Annotated in this window: 9 protein-coding genes; 3 read left to right on the top strand and 6 right to left on the bottom strand. The window is 50.5% G+C overall.

From position 1 onward, the window contains the following. Positions 1-254 precede the first annotated feature (254 nt). The 4 genes from P40081_RS24915 to P40081_RS24900 form a co-directional block, all read right to left on the bottom strand. Positions 255-2,747, bottom strand: a complete 2,493-nt coding sequence (locus tag P40081_RS24915) for an MMPL family transporter (RefSeq protein ID WP_042138922.1) — start codon at positions 2,745-2,747, stop codon at positions 255-257. A 35-nt stretch (positions 2,748-2,782) separates the two neighbouring features. Further along, positions 2,783-3,400 (bottom strand): TetR/AcrR family transcriptional regulator, encoded by a 618-nt coding sequence (locus tag P40081_RS24910; protein WP_042138921.1) that lies wholly within the window; start codon positions 3,398-3,400, stop codon positions 2,783-2,785. Positions 3,401-4,350: 950 nt separating this feature from the next. Next, positions 4,351-4,740: a YhfM domain-containing protein gene (locus P40081_RS24905; protein WP_042138920.1), complete on the bottom strand. Its 390-nt coding sequence runs from the start codon at positions 4,738-4,740 to the stop codon at positions 4,351-4,353. Positions 4,741-4,797: 57 nt separating this feature from the next. Continuing rightward, positions 4,798-5,940: a matrixin family metalloprotease gene (locus P40081_RS24900; protein WP_042138919.1), complete on the bottom strand. Its 1,143-nt coding sequence runs from the start codon at positions 5,938-5,940 to the stop codon at positions 4,798-4,800. 1,375 nt (positions 5,941-7,315) lie between these two features. Between P40081_RS24900 and P40081_RS39835 the strand changes: the two genes are divergently transcribed. Continuing rightward, positions 7,316-7,447: a hypothetical protein gene (locus P40081_RS39835; protein WP_256703893.1), complete on the top strand. Its 132-nt coding sequence runs from the start codon at positions 7,316-7,318 to the stop codon at positions 7,445-7,447. A 259-nt stretch (positions 7,448-7,706) separates the two neighbouring features. Here P40081_RS39835 and P40081_RS24895 read toward each other — a convergent pair whose 3' ends face one another. Both P40081_RS24895 and P40081_RS24890 read right to left on the bottom strand, forming a co-directional pair. After that, on the bottom strand, positions 7,707-10,001 hold the full coding sequence (locus tag P40081_RS24895; protein ID WP_042138918.1) for an alpha-galactosidase: 2,295 nt from the start codon (positions 9,999-10,001) through the stop codon (positions 7,707-7,709). A gap of 104 nt (positions 10,002-10,105) precedes the next feature. Beyond that, positions 10,106-11,092, bottom strand: a complete 987-nt coding sequence (locus P40081_RS24890; RefSeq protein ID WP_042138917.1) for a LacI family DNA-binding transcriptional regulator — start codon at positions 11,090-11,092, stop codon at positions 10,106-10,108. 191 nt (positions 11,093-11,283) lie between these two features. Between P40081_RS24890 and P40081_RS24885 the strand changes: the two genes are divergently transcribed. Further along, a complete protein-coding gene (locus tag P40081_RS24885; protein WP_231575187.1) occupies positions 11,284-13,116 on the top strand; it encodes a sensor histidine kinase in 1,833 nt (610 codons plus the stop codon). After that, positions 13,094-14,206 carry a response regulator gene (locus P40081_RS24880; RefSeq protein WP_042138915.1) on the top strand — a complete coding sequence of 371 codons (1,113 nt, stop codon included), beginning with the start codon at positions 13,094-13,096 and terminating at the stop codon, positions 14,204-14,206. The genes P40081_RS24885 and P40081_RS24880 overlap by 23 nt, the downstream gene beginning before the upstream one ends. Positions 14,207-14,345: the final 139 nt, after the last annotated feature.

Below are 14,345 nucleotides of genomic sequence, written 5' to 3'. Positions count from 1 at the left end.
GGTGAATTGTAGGTCTTCTTCTGGTTTTTTACGATAAGGCGCTGGCAGCTGGGAAGCATGTGGTTTTCAGTGTAGCTTGAGAAGAGCTGTTGTATAGAAAAGAGGGCCTGCGGACAATGTCTGCAGGCCCTCTTTTGTTTGGGGGCGGACGGCGGAGATGCCGTCCATTATTTTAGATGAATTAAAATATGCTGGGGTCCCCGCAAATTAACTGAGTAATTATCGAAGCTAAGGCTCCGTTTTGTGGGGTTGTTCTAGTGCTTCTGTCCGCTCTCGGCATTCAGCTTGGCGATTAGCTTATCGCCTTCAACATCGAGATTCGGCAGCAGGCGGTCCAGCCATTTCGGCAGCCACCAGGCTTTGTCGCCGAAGACGGCCATGACGGCCGGAACGAGCGTCATGCGGATGATGAAGGCATCGATCAGGATGCCGAAGGCAAGTGCGAAGCCGATCTGCTTAATCATCGCATCAGGGGCGAAGATGAAGCCGAAGAAGACGGAAACCATGATTACGCCTGCGGCAAGCACAACGCGGCTGGCGAGATCATAGCCGTGAACGACACTGTCATTGCCGCGGCGGCCGTGGACATAAGCTTCACGCATGGAGCTGACCAGGAACACCTGATAATCCATAGCCAGACCGTACAGAATGCCGGTGACCAGAATCGGCATGAAGCTGAGCAGCGGTCCTCCTGTATCGAAACCGAACAGGGAATGCAGCCATCCCCACTGATAGACAGCGGTGGTCACACCGAAGGTGGCAAGGATACTGAGAACAAAACCGATGGTTGCCTTGATTGGTACGATAATCGACCGGAAGACCAGCAGCAGGATGATCAGCGAGAGAATAACAATGATACCGATGTAGACAGGGAAGGCATCAGACAGCTTGGAGGACATATCAATATTGATGGCGGTGAAGCCGGTCACACCAAGATTAATATTATTCCCTGAGGTTAGGCTGGAAGACGGATCGCGCAGTTCCTGCACGAGATCTCTTGTAGCTGTATCTGTCGGACCCGTTTTCGGGATCAGGCTGATGATGGCAATATCGCCGGTGGCATTCACGCCCATCGGAGACACCTGTGTAACATTATCATGCATTTGCAGCTCTTGAGTCAGCTTGCCCAGCAGCTCCATCGAAATTTTGTCGGACGGGTTCTTCGGCTCCGCTACCAGCAGCAGCGGACCGTTGAAGCCCTCGCCGAATCCCTTGGAGATCACATCATAGCTCTGGCGGGCCGGAGTATCCAGGTTTGCCGAGGCGCCCGAAGGAATGCCCAGCTCCATTTTGGTTACCGGAATCGCTGCTGTTCCAAGAACGAGTACAACGAGAATAATGATCACCCAGCGATATTTCACTGTGGCATTTGCCCAGCGGTGCGAGAAGCCGTGCTGTGCTTTTTTAGCGGCAGCGGTATTCTTCGTCCGGGCTTTGGCGGTGACGATCTTCTCACCGACCAGTCCGAGCAGGGCAGGCAGCAGGGTCAGCGCCAGCAGGACGTTGATCAGAACGCTGGCTGCAGCTACAAGTGCCATGGTCGACAGGAAGCCGATGCCGATAACGAGCATGCCGCACAGGGCGATGATAACAGTCAGACCGGCGAAGAATACGGCGCTGCCGGCGGTGCCCAGTGCCCGGCTGGCGGATTCGCCGGCACTTAGCTTCTCATCGAGAATCAGACGGCGCTGGCGGTTAACAATGAACAAGGAGTAGTCGATACCTACAGCCAGACCGATCATCACGGCGAGAACCGGTGTAATGTCATTCATTTGGATCAGACTGCCGAGGGCAAACGCACCTCCGACACTGATTCCGACGCCGAGGAGTGCAGTGATCAGCGGCAGACCGGCAGCAACGACCGAGCCTAGCGTCATGAACAGTACGACCGCAGCGACGACAACACCGACTGCTTCGGTTGAGCCGATGGCCGGGATGCTCTTCAGGGAATCACTCGGAATCGCAGTGATGCCGGAGCCTGCCTGCTCAACTTCAGTCACGGTATCGATGATATTATCAGGTACATCCGATGGAAGGGATGTCTGCTGAACCGTGAACTGGAACTGAAACAGGGCAATATTGCCGTCGGCAGACAGCATAACGCCGGGAACCGGAGCGCCGTCAGCCATCAGCGGACCGTAAGGAGCTGACTGTGCGGCGGCAGCTTGGCCCGCGGCAGCAGCAGCGGAAGGATCGGCAGCTTCGGCTTGGCCAGCAGCAGCGGAAGGATCAGCAGCGGCGGCTTGGCCAGCAGCAGCGGAAGGATCAGCAGCGGCGGCTTGGCCGGCAGCAGCGGAAGGATCGGCAGCGGCGGCTTGGCCGGCAGCAGCGGAAGGATCGGCAGCGGCGGCTTGACCGGCAGCAGCGGAAGGATCAGCGCCGGCGGCTTGAGCTGCAGCGGCAGCCTGTGCTGCCAGTTCCATAGGATTGATGACGTATTCCATATTGTAGACGTCATTGATAGCTTTCTGGAGCAGCGCTACACGCTCCGGCGTATCCAGACGTTCCCCGTCTGGTGCGGTGAAGGCGACGCTCGCCTGGCCGCCGGCAGCAGCAGGAAGCTCCTGGGTCAGCTTATCCAGCACTTTTTGCGATTCGGTGCCTTCAATTTTCATTTCGGAGCTGGACTGGATGCCATTGACACCAAGCAGGGCTCCTATAACACCGAGCACGACGATCCACGCCGCGATGAAATACCAGGGCTTGGAATAAGCCGACTTCCCTAGGCGGTACAGAAATGTTGACATGTATTGGTTTCTCCTCTTTATCTCTGAATTTATTTTTAGAAGCCGTTGCGTAAGTAAGCAAACATGGAATTCAAATATTGATCAAACGGCATGGCACTGGAGGGTTCATCCTGTGTTTCGCCCGGCAGCATGACGTTGAGGCGTCCGTCCAGTATAGGAACGAATGCCCCGTAGACGGCACCGGCGAGAAGGTGGGTATATCCATCGTCATAGCGTCCATGGGAGAACTGTTCGAGTACTTCCAGGGCGGCAATCTGCAGGCGGCGGAATACGCTGAGAATATAAGGCTCCAGCGACGGATACTGATTCGCGAGCGATACGAACTGCCGCAATTTATGCAGAAACTCTGAAGTGAACTGCAGCTTGAGCAGATTATACAAAGCTTCCAGCGGTGTAGCATCCTGAGGCAGAACAGCAAGCAGCATATTCTTATCTTCATTTGCAGCGCTGCTGATGAAATACGCCGCCACCGCTTCCTCCTTACATGAGAAATAGTTGGCAAAGGTCCGCCGCGAATAACCGGCCTTCTGGACAATGTCATCGACGATGAAGCCGTCCATGCCTTGCTCCAGCGCAAGCTCGAAGGCAGCTACGGCCAAAGCGTAGGCGGTTGCTTCTTTTTTTTGGTCCCGCAGTGTCAGTTTGGGATTCAAGTTGTATGCTTCCTCCTTTCTTATGTATAGGATGAATGCTGAATTGTAATCTACAGTCTATATTATTGCTCAAAGAGCAAGATTGCACAATGTGCAATTAGTGTCTGAAACGTGAATATTTAAAATTTAACTTAATAATTCAGTTTCCGTAGCTGGTGGTTGGTTGCCGGAGGAACCTTGCTGGCTTGGAAAATGAGAAATGTTGTTGATTCATTAAATATAGTTGGCAATGAAAAAACGAAGGATTATGGCACTGATTTTGAACATCCAGAATGGTCATATCTTAGGAAACATCTGAAAGATAAGGAAGCTTGCTTAATTGCTCCGCAGGTGCCTTTTTATTGTCATTATGGGGTTGTGACGAATAGGGGCTTATACGCGAAATTGAGCCTATTAGAAAGGGAGTGTTATAAATAAATAAACGCATCATCACGATCGACGACGAACTAAAAGTGTAATGTTAATTGGTCGCTCCTGTAGACATATTGATGGGGAATCATCTGTGTGAGCAAAATAAAATGATACATAGCTATAGCTCATCAGCGATTCAAAGTAATAGTAGTTATTATTTGCGTACGAACGTACAAATTGTTCGGAACGAGCAGTTCAATAAAAAGAAAGGAACGTTATAAAGAAGAAGGAGCGTAGACCAAGACTGTATTACTCATCTTGATAAGCCGTTATTGTCAATAAGCTAAAATTAATTTATACATAATGAAGTCTTATCAGTCCAATTTTATTGAATGTTATCCCCTCTTTATGTGCACAAAAAAGTGATTGAACGCAAAAAGACACCAGAAAGGTGTCTATTATCTACATAGTGAAAATGAGATGGGGATTTGTGAGAAGAGTGAGCTAGAGTAAAACTCGAACTCTGAAGAATCACGACTAACAAGAAATAATCGATGGACGAAGCTTCTTCAACAACCTTTTTAAGTGAACGTTTAAAATTATTCTTTGTTTCCCTTACTTAACAGATCGGCGAGTTCTTCCGAATTTTGATCCTTTAAGTCCAGCATCTTTTCACTATTACTTTGTTTAATCAAGAAGCCGTTTTTGGTTTTAAAATCCATATAAAGGCTGTATTCAACAACCTTAGAATCAGCGTAGGTAACAGTCATCTGATAATTTGGTGGACCCACATCAACAGACCCGCGTACTTTTTTAACAGTTCTTATAGCATCTTCGAAGATTTGAACGCTTTCACTGTCAGAGTAAGTGATCTCATTAGTTTCGGACACAAGATTAACACTAATGATATCTGGTTTTGGTCTGGCAAATACATAAATCAAAATAACTAAAAGTATAATTGAAATTGAAAAGATACTAATTTTTTTCATGAATTACCTCCCCACTGAAGAAATCTGGAGACTGAATATTCAGCCTCCAGACAAATTCTATAGCTCATTTGAGTAAGTGTTAGTAACTTCATTTAGCAAATTATCTCTGATATCATTATCTCTTGTTATAAAAGTTCCTCGTTTATTAGTAGCGGCGGAATTAACTTCATCCAGAGTAAAGACTCCTGCGTTTCTATTGATGATTTGATATTGGCCTTGAGGATTTTTACTTAAGAATAAAATATATTCTGTTCCTTTTTGGGTTTCTTGGTAGCCATCATTAACCATTTTCACTTTTTGTAAACCAAAATCAACGATAGCATTAGATTCAATCACTTCTAAATTTTCACCTATGTCTGATGAATCTCCTGCTAATACTTTTTTAATACTAAGATTATTTAAGGTGTAATAATCTTGTAAATCACCTGTATCGTAAAAAGTTGCAATATGCTTTCTATTTTCAAAATCATCCATTGGTGATGCAACAACAACGAGGTCTGAATTGTTTGATAATTCAGATAAGTTATCAAACAATTCGTATTCCGTTTCAATGTTAACCACATTTGGATTAGGAGTTTCTGCATTTAAGTCGGGAGCCTTTAATGCAGGACCTCCATAAAGGGATCTTAACTCACTGATGTCGTAGCTAGTAGGAGTGTTATTGTCTCTATTAACAGATGGATGATTTCCTGCTGTCATAAGAGATGTACTGACTTGAGCGCTAGCAGTAGTGTGATCTAACCCAAGTGAGTGTCCCACTTCATGGGCAGTAGTATGTTTAATTCTTGCTGCTGTGAAATTAACACCACCCTCGTAATCATGTAATTGATTATAGTATGCTGAAACAACAGAGCGACTCCAAGAGAACCAATCTGGATCTACTGCTATACCAAGATCATTATAAAAAATAGTGCGACCAAATAGGTTAGGTTCGGTTGTAGTTCCAACATAATATCTATCTACCTGACCAGAATTATTAAGAGTTTTGGAAATTGAGACATTTGCATTTCTTCCATTCCAAGTGGAAATTGCGTGATCATAATGACTTGTAAAACCATATGATGCTATAGAATAATCATACCAGACTTTAACGTTACCGTGATCAGTACCACCTCGTGGGCTATGCGTATCAGCGCTAACAACAGATGAAAATAATAATGACGTACTTAAAACCATAAAAGCAGCTGTTCTTTTCTTCATCACTTACCTCCGTATGTGGGTTTATTTAACAACTACACTAATATAGCACATATTTTTGGGATAAAATTGTTTTCGATCATTAATTATCAATAATTGGGTTATTATGACTATATTAAGAGATTTATAGGGATTTCATCCTTAATTAGGGGGAGTGGTGTCGAAAAATGCAAAAGGTGATACGCCTAGACATATTGATGGATGTTTCGATTAAATAAAGTTAGCAATAAAAAGCGAAGGATAATGCCGCTGAATTTGAACATCTAGAATAGTAAAGGTTAAGAAGACGTGCGACATAAAAGAAAACCTGCTTATTTGCTGCGTCGGCACCTTTTTATTTATTCATAAGGGAAATTGAGGTTGAAACATGGAAGGGCTTATACGCGAAATGGAGCCCATTAGAGATGGAGGAGACTTTATAGCTAAACGAATAATCACAACCGACGCAAACTAAAAAGTGTATGTTAATTGGCGATGATATAGATATATGGATGGCAAATCATCTGTGTGAGAAAAATCGAATGATAACCAGCTTCAGCTTATCGCGATTCAAACTAACGGTAGTTATATATTTGCGTCCGAACGTACAGATTGTCCGTAAGGGTGTCCTTCAATAAGTTAGATTGAGTTGATTCATCAAAAAGAGAAGTAGCGACCAAGAGTTTACTGCTTAGTCTTAATTGTCGCTGTATTCATTTCAGGCTCAAATCTAGGTGAAATAAATGAAAAAACGAAAGGAAGCGATATATGAAATGAGTGCAGAAAACTTTGGCGATGTATGTAAGCATAATGTATAAAGCACTTGCTTGCTGCTTCAGGCGATTGCATATGACCGAATTAAAATAGTATCCGCAACGATTTTAGCTACAAATGTTGTGGGAGCAACAGGTTGATTTGACATTCTTTTGGATATTGAATTCAAGACGTTCCAATGGAGGTTATCAAATCTAAAGAAAAGATAGAAGAGTCTAATAGTCTTTACCTTTATCAATGCAAATACTAATTTCCAGTAGGAGTACCTAATCGTGTCCAAAAAACTCCAATAAGAATATCACATTTTTCACCAAATTCTTCGTTTAATAGTTGTTGTGGATCACCAGTTGAATACGCTGAAGCAACCTCTTCCCACCGTTTTGGCAGTAGGATAATCACCCCAGAGTTCTGAATTCATGTGAAGTTTAAATGATGAATGTGTAAGACCATCGTAGCAATCGATGGTCTTTTTTTATGGATATTAAAAGTTGTTCGATCATAATTGCCAACATTAGATATCACACTTTTTTCGACATAGATTCCAACTTTATTTAACCGAAACAGTTGTACAAATTACAACATTGATCCGCATATATCCGGCTGTTCAGGCAGATTGTTGTACTAAATGCAGGAATTATCCGGCTTAGCCGCCTGGGAGGGCAGAAATATTGCAATTTGTACAACAATTTCAGATTATGGCCGAGATATCGAGGAAAATGTTGTATTTGGTGCAGGATTTTTAAAAGCAGCCGCTTAAACCGGGAATTTACCGTAACAGCAGCAGCATCAACAGCATCATCAACAGCAAGCAGCAATAGCAACAGGCGCAACATCAAACGCAGCAGTAACAACAGTCTCAGCAGCAAGCAGCAACCACAACCGCAATCGCAAACTCAGCTGAAGCCAACTTTTCACTAAAGTAATAGCCATTCTTTATCTATATAGCCTCGCCGATCCATATAACACCAAAAGGCTCCAGTCCCCGGGGAGACTGAAGCCTTCTCAATAGTTAAGGATTAACGCTGTACAGCTCTCAGGCGATAGGTGCAGCTCGCGTAATCGCCGCGCAGATCGGAAACGACCAGGCCGATACGCATCAGGCGGTCGCCGCCGAGAGGGGTGCCGTCAAAGGCCGTCTGGAATGGAGTGGAGCTCTGCCCATCAACAGATACAGAAGCTTCCCCGCCGCCGTGGCCTTTTGCGGTAACATCGGCTGCGCCAGTCTCAATCACATAATCCAGCTCAGGATCGAGCCCCTTGAGCGTAAGACGCGAGATCGGTGCATTGGGCTTAGCCAGCACCCGGAAGTAGGCAACAAAGGCTTCCGTCTTATCTTCGCTGACGAACATCCAGGCTGTGTCGCCGTTACCTTCAAACGGACTCTGCAGACGGTACATATCGCCTTGCTGCACCAGCGTGCGGATCTCCTTGTACTGGGCAATCTGCCGGGCAGCCAGATCCTTCTCGGCTTCCGTGAACTTGGTAAGATCCATCTCGTAGCCGAAGTTGCCGCTCATCGCTACATCCCCGCGGGTGGCAAGGGAGGTGATGCGGTCAACCTGATGGTTCGGTACCGCCGACACGTGAGCCCCCATGCTGCTGGCCGGATAGACAATACTAGTACCATATTGAATTGCCAGGCGTTCAATCGCATCGGTGTCGTCACTGGTCCAGGTCTGCGGCATGTAGAACAGCATTCCCGGATCGAACCGGCCGCCGCCGCCGGAACAGCTCTCGAACAGGATATCAGGGAAACGCGAGGTCAGGCGCTCCAGCAGGTTGTACAGGCCGAGCATATAGCGGTGGGCGGTTTCTTTTTGCCGCTCAGGGCTGGCGTTGGCAGAGGCAATCTCCGTCATGTTACGGTTCATATCCCATTTGACATAGGTTATGGGTGCGCTGGAGAAGACAGCTCTGAGTGTCTCGTACAGATAATCGCATACTTCCGGGCGGGAGAGATCCAGAATGAGCTGGTTGCGGGCTTCAGTGCGGCGCCGTCCTTCGGCGTGCAGGCACCAGTCCGGATGCTTACGGTATAAATCGCTGTCCGGGGATACCATCTCCGGCTCAACCCAGAGACCAAACTGCAGACCTTCCTTGTTGACTCTGCCAGCGAGATCGGCCAGACCTTCCGGCAGCTTGCGGCGGTCTTCGAACCAGTCGCCCAGCGAGCTGTTGTCTTTGTCGCGCTTGCCGAACCAGCCGTCGTCAAGTACGAACAGTTCAATCCCGAGCGGGCCAGCTTCCTTGGCGATCGCAGCGATTTTGTCGGCGTCGAAATCGAAATAGGTCGCTTCCCAGTTATTGACGAGAATCGGACGGGCCTGGTCGCGGTGAACGCCGCGGCACAGCCGGGTCCGGTAGAGCCGGTGATAGGTGCGCGACATGCCGCCGAGTCCTTCACTGGAATAGACGAGCACAGCCTCCGGGGTCTGGAACGATTGGCCCGGTTCCAGCAGCCAGGAGAAGTCGAACGGGTTAATTCCGATGCTTACCCGGGTCTGTCCGAACTGTTCAACCTCTGCAGTTGCGGCGAAGCTGCCGCTGTAGACCAGATTGAAGCCGAATACATCACCCTGGTCTTCATCCGCGCCCGGACGGAGCAGGGCAAGAAACGGGTTGGTCTGGTGGCTGCTTGAGCCGCGGCGGCTTTCCAGGGACAAGGCTGCGCCCGGGGTAAGCGGACGGCGCTGAACATGGCGTTCTCTCGCCCATGCACCGCTCAGGTGCAGGGTATCGTAGGAGGAATCTGCGAAATCAACGGATGCGCTAAGCGCCTGTTCCAGCCGCAGCGGTGCCTTACCGTTATGCTCAAAGCGGACAGAACGGGTAACTGCACTATGGCCCGCGAAGACGGTATACATAAGCTTAACGGTCAGACCCGCGTAATCATCCTTCAGTGTAAGCTCCAGTGTCTGGGCTTCCGCTTCATTCTCTACATAGACCGAAGGCAGCCCTTCAAGGGCCGGCTTGCCCGCTGTGATTGTGTAGCCGGCATATTGGAGTTCAGAGATCCGCGTGCCGTCAGCCAGCTGAACCTGATAGGCAGGCCGGCGGAAATCACTTGTTCCATACTGCGGATATTCCTGGGGCAGAGCATCCAGAGAGAGGGTAGGCTTCTGCAGCAGCGGGGTTGGAGAGAAGGATGCGCGCTCGCGCAGCTCAAGCGCCCCGGTCAGGCTGTCGTCATGGCGGAGCCGTGCACCCCAGTATACATGGGCAGGATAGCCGTCCACCAGTTGGATAATATAGCTGATATCTTTGGACTGAAGGTGGAACAGGCCTAACGTTTCATCTGCGATAATGTTCATATTCATAACTCTCCTTGTCGGATGTGATGCGGCCGGTGATCCGGTCCGTTATTGCAGCTGCAATATATAGTTTCTGTTTACATAGATTCAGCCTGCCAATTTAGTCAGGCGCTTCCACCGCTGGTCTCCCTGACGATCAGCTTCGTGCCGATAATCGTATGCGATGGCACTTCGCGTCCTTCGAACCGCTCGGCGAGCAGCTGGACGGCCGCTTTGCCCATCTGCTCGGGATAGGCGCGCACCGTTGTCAGCGGAGGCTGGACGTAGGCGGCCATCTCGATGTCATCGAAGCCGACAATGGCCATCTCTGCAGGCACCTGCACGCCGTGGTCGTGCAGGGCGCGGAGGGCGCCGACCGCCAGCGGATCACTGGCTGCGAAGCAGGCTGTCGGCCGCTTGCCACCGGCCAGCAGCTCGTCCATCATCCGGTAACCGTCAGCACTGCTCCAGCTGCCCTTGCGGACCAGCCCCGGATCGTAACAGCCCTGGCTCTGCATCATACGGCTGAAGTGATGCGCCCGGCGCTCGCCTTCACCGCCGCCGCCGATGAAGGCAATATCCCGGTGGCCAAGGTCGAGCAGATGAGTAAGCGCCTGACCGACAGCCTGACGGAAATGCGTCCGCACGGAGTCGTACTCCAGGCGTTCCTCGTACTGGTCAACCAGCACGGTCGTGCTTTTGTCGGCATGCAGCCTCTCGAATTCCTTGGGGTCGAAGCCGCCTACGACGATAAGTCCATCATCGGCCCGGAGCGGGGGCAGCGGGTTACGTCCGCGCAGCGTCTGGCCGAGCACAATCCCGAGCTCCTCGCAGCGCAGCTCAACCCCGCGGCGGATTGAGCCGTAATACGGATCTTCCCGTTCTTCTTCCGCCGAGCACCAGAGCAGAAGCGTAATGGCCTTGCTGCTCAGCTCGGTCTCCCGCTTCAGCTGCCTTAACCGGGAGGGCTTGTAGCCAAGCTGCTCTGCAACCGCAAATACCCGGCTCCGCGTATCGTCACTGACAGCCAGGGACAGGTCATTATTTAGCACTCTCGATACGGTGGCGGCGGATACGCCGGCCTCACGGGCGATGTCTTTAATCGTTGCCAAGCTGCTTCACGCCTTTTTAGTTAATATATTTACTAAAACTTCGCTTTTATCCTACCACCTGCGTCCTTTTCTTTCAAGTGGCTTTTTAGAGGCGCTTACAACCCGGATATTTAGCTGAATCTTACAGCTTCTAAACCTGTGGTGATTATGTTACCATGTTGAATATTCATTCGAGGGCGGAGGAGAACAGCTTGAAATATACCGCATTCATCAGGAAATGGTTTGGCCGGCTGCGCTTCAAAAGCAAGGTAATTGCCATATTTCTGCCGCTGCTTATCCTGTCTCTGCTTATTCTGGGCGTACTGTCCAGCCATTTATTCAGCCGCTCCCTGATTGACCGGACTACACGCAATGTGGCCGATGAATCCCAGCTGATTCTCTCCCGGACGGACTATATCCTCCGCAGCGCAGAGACTGCGGCCAATATTATGGTTACCAACATCAACCGCCTCTACGAGTCTTATCCGGGCGATCAGGCCCTGCCGCTGGAGAGGGTGCGTTTTGCCAATCTGATGCAGAGCCGTCTATCCACAGACCTGTCAATCTTCCGGGAGGTGGATGCAGCCGTATTCGTCGGCACGGACGGGACGGTATATCCTTCTTATACTTCCGGAGGGGATGAGGGAGGCATCGCGTCAAGCGGCATGCTGGAGCGGGTTAAGGGAGCGGACAGCTACGGTATCTCGCATTGGTTCGATATGGACAAGCGGAGCTATCTGACGCCTGATCCGGCTGCAGCAGTGCTCACCCTGGGGAAGATGGTCATCAATATTGACAGCGGCGAGCCCTTGGGCACCCTGTTTCTGATGATAAAAGAGGAACAGCTGTCGGCATTCCTGCAGTCCAGCGATCCGGCTGCACCGAAGGCCTATTATTTCATAGATGGACAAAAGCGGGTTGTGGCAGCGGCGGACAAGAGCAGTCTGCTGCAGCCGGTGGAGCCGGGGATAGCAGCCGAAATCGGGGAGGATGGCCGTCTGCCGGACGCGGCAAGCTTCTCGTACAAGGACAACGGCAATCTGGTCACGGTCAGCCATTACGGCCGGATGGACTGGGAGCTGATCAATGTCGTCTCGCTGAAGCTGCTGACAGCTGATGTACGGCAGAATGTCAGACTGACAGCGCTGGTCGGAGCCTTGTGCCTGGTCTTCTCCCTGTTCGGGGCCAACATTCTGTCACGGATGGTGGCAAGTCCCCTGGAGAGGCTGACACGGGCGATGCGCCAGGTGGTGAGCGGTGATCTCCGGCCTGTTGCGGCAGCGAGAACGGAGGATGAGATCGGTACGATTGCCGAGGCGTTCAATTTCATGGTCGGCCGGGTAGGAGAGCTTCTGGACGAGGTGACTGAGGAACAGAACCGCAAGCGGGAGTATGAGCTCGCCCTGATCAGCGCGCAGATCAAACCGCATTTTCTGTATAACACACTGGATACCATTTATGTCCTGAACGAGCTTGACCGCAATGAGGAAGCACGGGATACGACCAAGGCGCTGGCAGATTTCTACCGGATGGTGCTTAACAAGGGCAGGGAGCTTATCATTCTGGAAAAGGAGGCGCGGATTACGGATGATTATCTGGCGATTATGCAGATCCGTTACCCTGATGTGTTCCGCTACGAGATCGATATTCCGCCTGAGCTGTCCGGTACACCAATTCCGAAGCTGTCGCTGCAGCCGCTTGTGGAGAATGCGATATATCATGGCTTGAAGAAAAAAGGGAGCAAGGGCTTCATCCGCATCCAGGCCGGCATTATAGCAGGCAAGGTCATTGTTCAAGTAACGGATAACGGGGTAGGCATGGACGGGGAACGAACCGCAGCCATCATGTCCGGAAGTTCGCAGGAGGACGAGGCCCGGTCGATCGGCACGTATAGTGTCCGCCAGCGGCTAAGCCTGTATTTCGGCGAGGAATATGGCTTAACGGTCCGAAGCACTGCCGGTGAAGGTACTGTAGTAGAGCTGTCACTGCCAATGCTTGCAAATGAAAAGAGGGATGAGCAGGATGTACAAGGTGATGATTGTTGATGATGAGCCGCTGTTCCGCGATTATCTGCGGCTTAAGATGGACTGGCAGCGGCACGGGTTCCGCGTATGCTGTGAAGCCAGGGACGGCCAGGAAGCGCTGCTTGAAGCGGAGAAGCATCAGCCCCATCTGGCGCTGGTCGATATTAATATGCCGTTTATGGACGGCATTGAGCTGGCGGGCAAGCTGAAGGACCGCTTCGAGCGGATTGTCATTGTATTTGTTTCAGGACATAACGAATTTGAATATTTGCAGAAGGCGGTGCGTACGGGCGTGCAGGATTATCTGCTGAAGCCGTTCAACGAAGAGGAAATGCTGGAGATGCTGACCCGTGTCCGGACGAAGCTGCCCGGGCTGTCCCGTGAGCGGGAGGCTGAGCAGCAGGCGGCTGAAGGAGGCGGAACGGCGGCAGGCCAGACGGGACAAGAGGCGGCAGATCTCAGCTCCATCCGTGATACCATTGTGCTGGGACTGCGGATGAAAGACGCGGATATCCTGGAGGAGGTGCGCAAGGCCATCCGCCAGCTCCGCGGCAGCAAGTGGGGAGACGAATATCCCGATGCGATGATGATGGGGCTTCTGTCCCTGGTGTTAACCTTCGCGGGTGAACGGGGGTTTCCTTTTCACCGGGTATGGAACAACGATGAGGAGAAGGCACCTTATGACAGGCTGAAGGAATGCGGCTCCTGGGATAAGGCCGAGGAATGGCTGATTGGCCTGTACCGCCGAGTGATTCAACTGACGGAGGATGTGAAGCCGACCAAGGCGTCGAGTCTGTTTGCCGCAGCGATCAGCTATATTGAACAGCATTACGCGGATGAGAATCTGTCAGCCGAACAGGTGGCGCGCGGTGTATACGTGGATTCCAGCTATCTGCGCCGTGTCTTCCGCAAGGAATCCGGCTATTCGATTGTTGACCATATTACCCATATCCGGATGAAAAAAGCCCGGATACTGCTGCTGGAAGGCAACCGCAAGCTGGCGGATATTTCGGAGAGTGTCGGATACGCAGATCCGAATTATTTCAGCAAAAGCTTCAAAAAGCGCTTCGGCGTGACACCCACGGAATACGAGCAGCTGGTCAAAAAGTAATCGTGCACCGGAAGCTGTGAAACCATGGCGGCCGAAATTTCATATCCGTTTAAGCCGGATGCCCCGGCTGGGCGGCAGAGGCGGTTCCCGGCAGGGGACCGCTTTTTCTCAAATATAAGAATTGGGGTTATTTTGTAAT

Origin of the sequence: Paenibacillus sp. FSL P4-0081, assembly GCF_000758565.1 — a bacterium.
Classification (GTDB): domain Bacteria; phylum Bacillota; class Bacilli; order Paenibacillales; family Paenibacillaceae; genus Paenibacillus_AQ; species Paenibacillus_AQ phytohabitans.
The sequence above is the reverse complement of the archived record's forward strand: the minus strand, read 5'-3'. Positions and strand labels throughout refer to the sequence as shown.

What these genes read in the sequence shown, in the direction of transcription:
- P40081_RS24880 (WP_042138915.1), top strand. Translation starts at nt 13,094, where the DNA reads ATGTACAAGGTGATGATTGTTGATGATGAGCCGCTGTTCCGCGATTAT.
- P40081_RS24915 (WP_042138922.1), bottom strand. Translation starts at nt 2,747, where the DNA reads ATGTCAACATTTCTGTACCGCCTAGGGAAGTCGGCTTATTCCAAGCCC.
- P40081_RS24905 (WP_042138920.1), bottom strand. Translation starts at nt 4,740, where the DNA reads ATGAAAAAAATTAGTATCTTTTCAATTTCAATTATACTTTTAGTTATT.
- P40081_RS39835 (WP_256703893.1), top strand. Translation starts at nt 7,316, where the DNA reads ATGCAGGAATTATCCGGCTTAGCCGCCTGGGAGGGCAGAAATATTGCA.
- P40081_RS24900 (WP_042138919.1), bottom strand. Translation starts at nt 5,940, where the DNA reads ATGAAGAAAAGAACAGCTGCTTTTATGGTTTTAAGTACGTCATTATTA.
- P40081_RS24895 (WP_042138918.1), bottom strand. Translation starts at nt 10,001, where the DNA reads ATGAACATTATCGCAGATGAAACGTTAGGCCTGTTCCACCTTCAGTCC.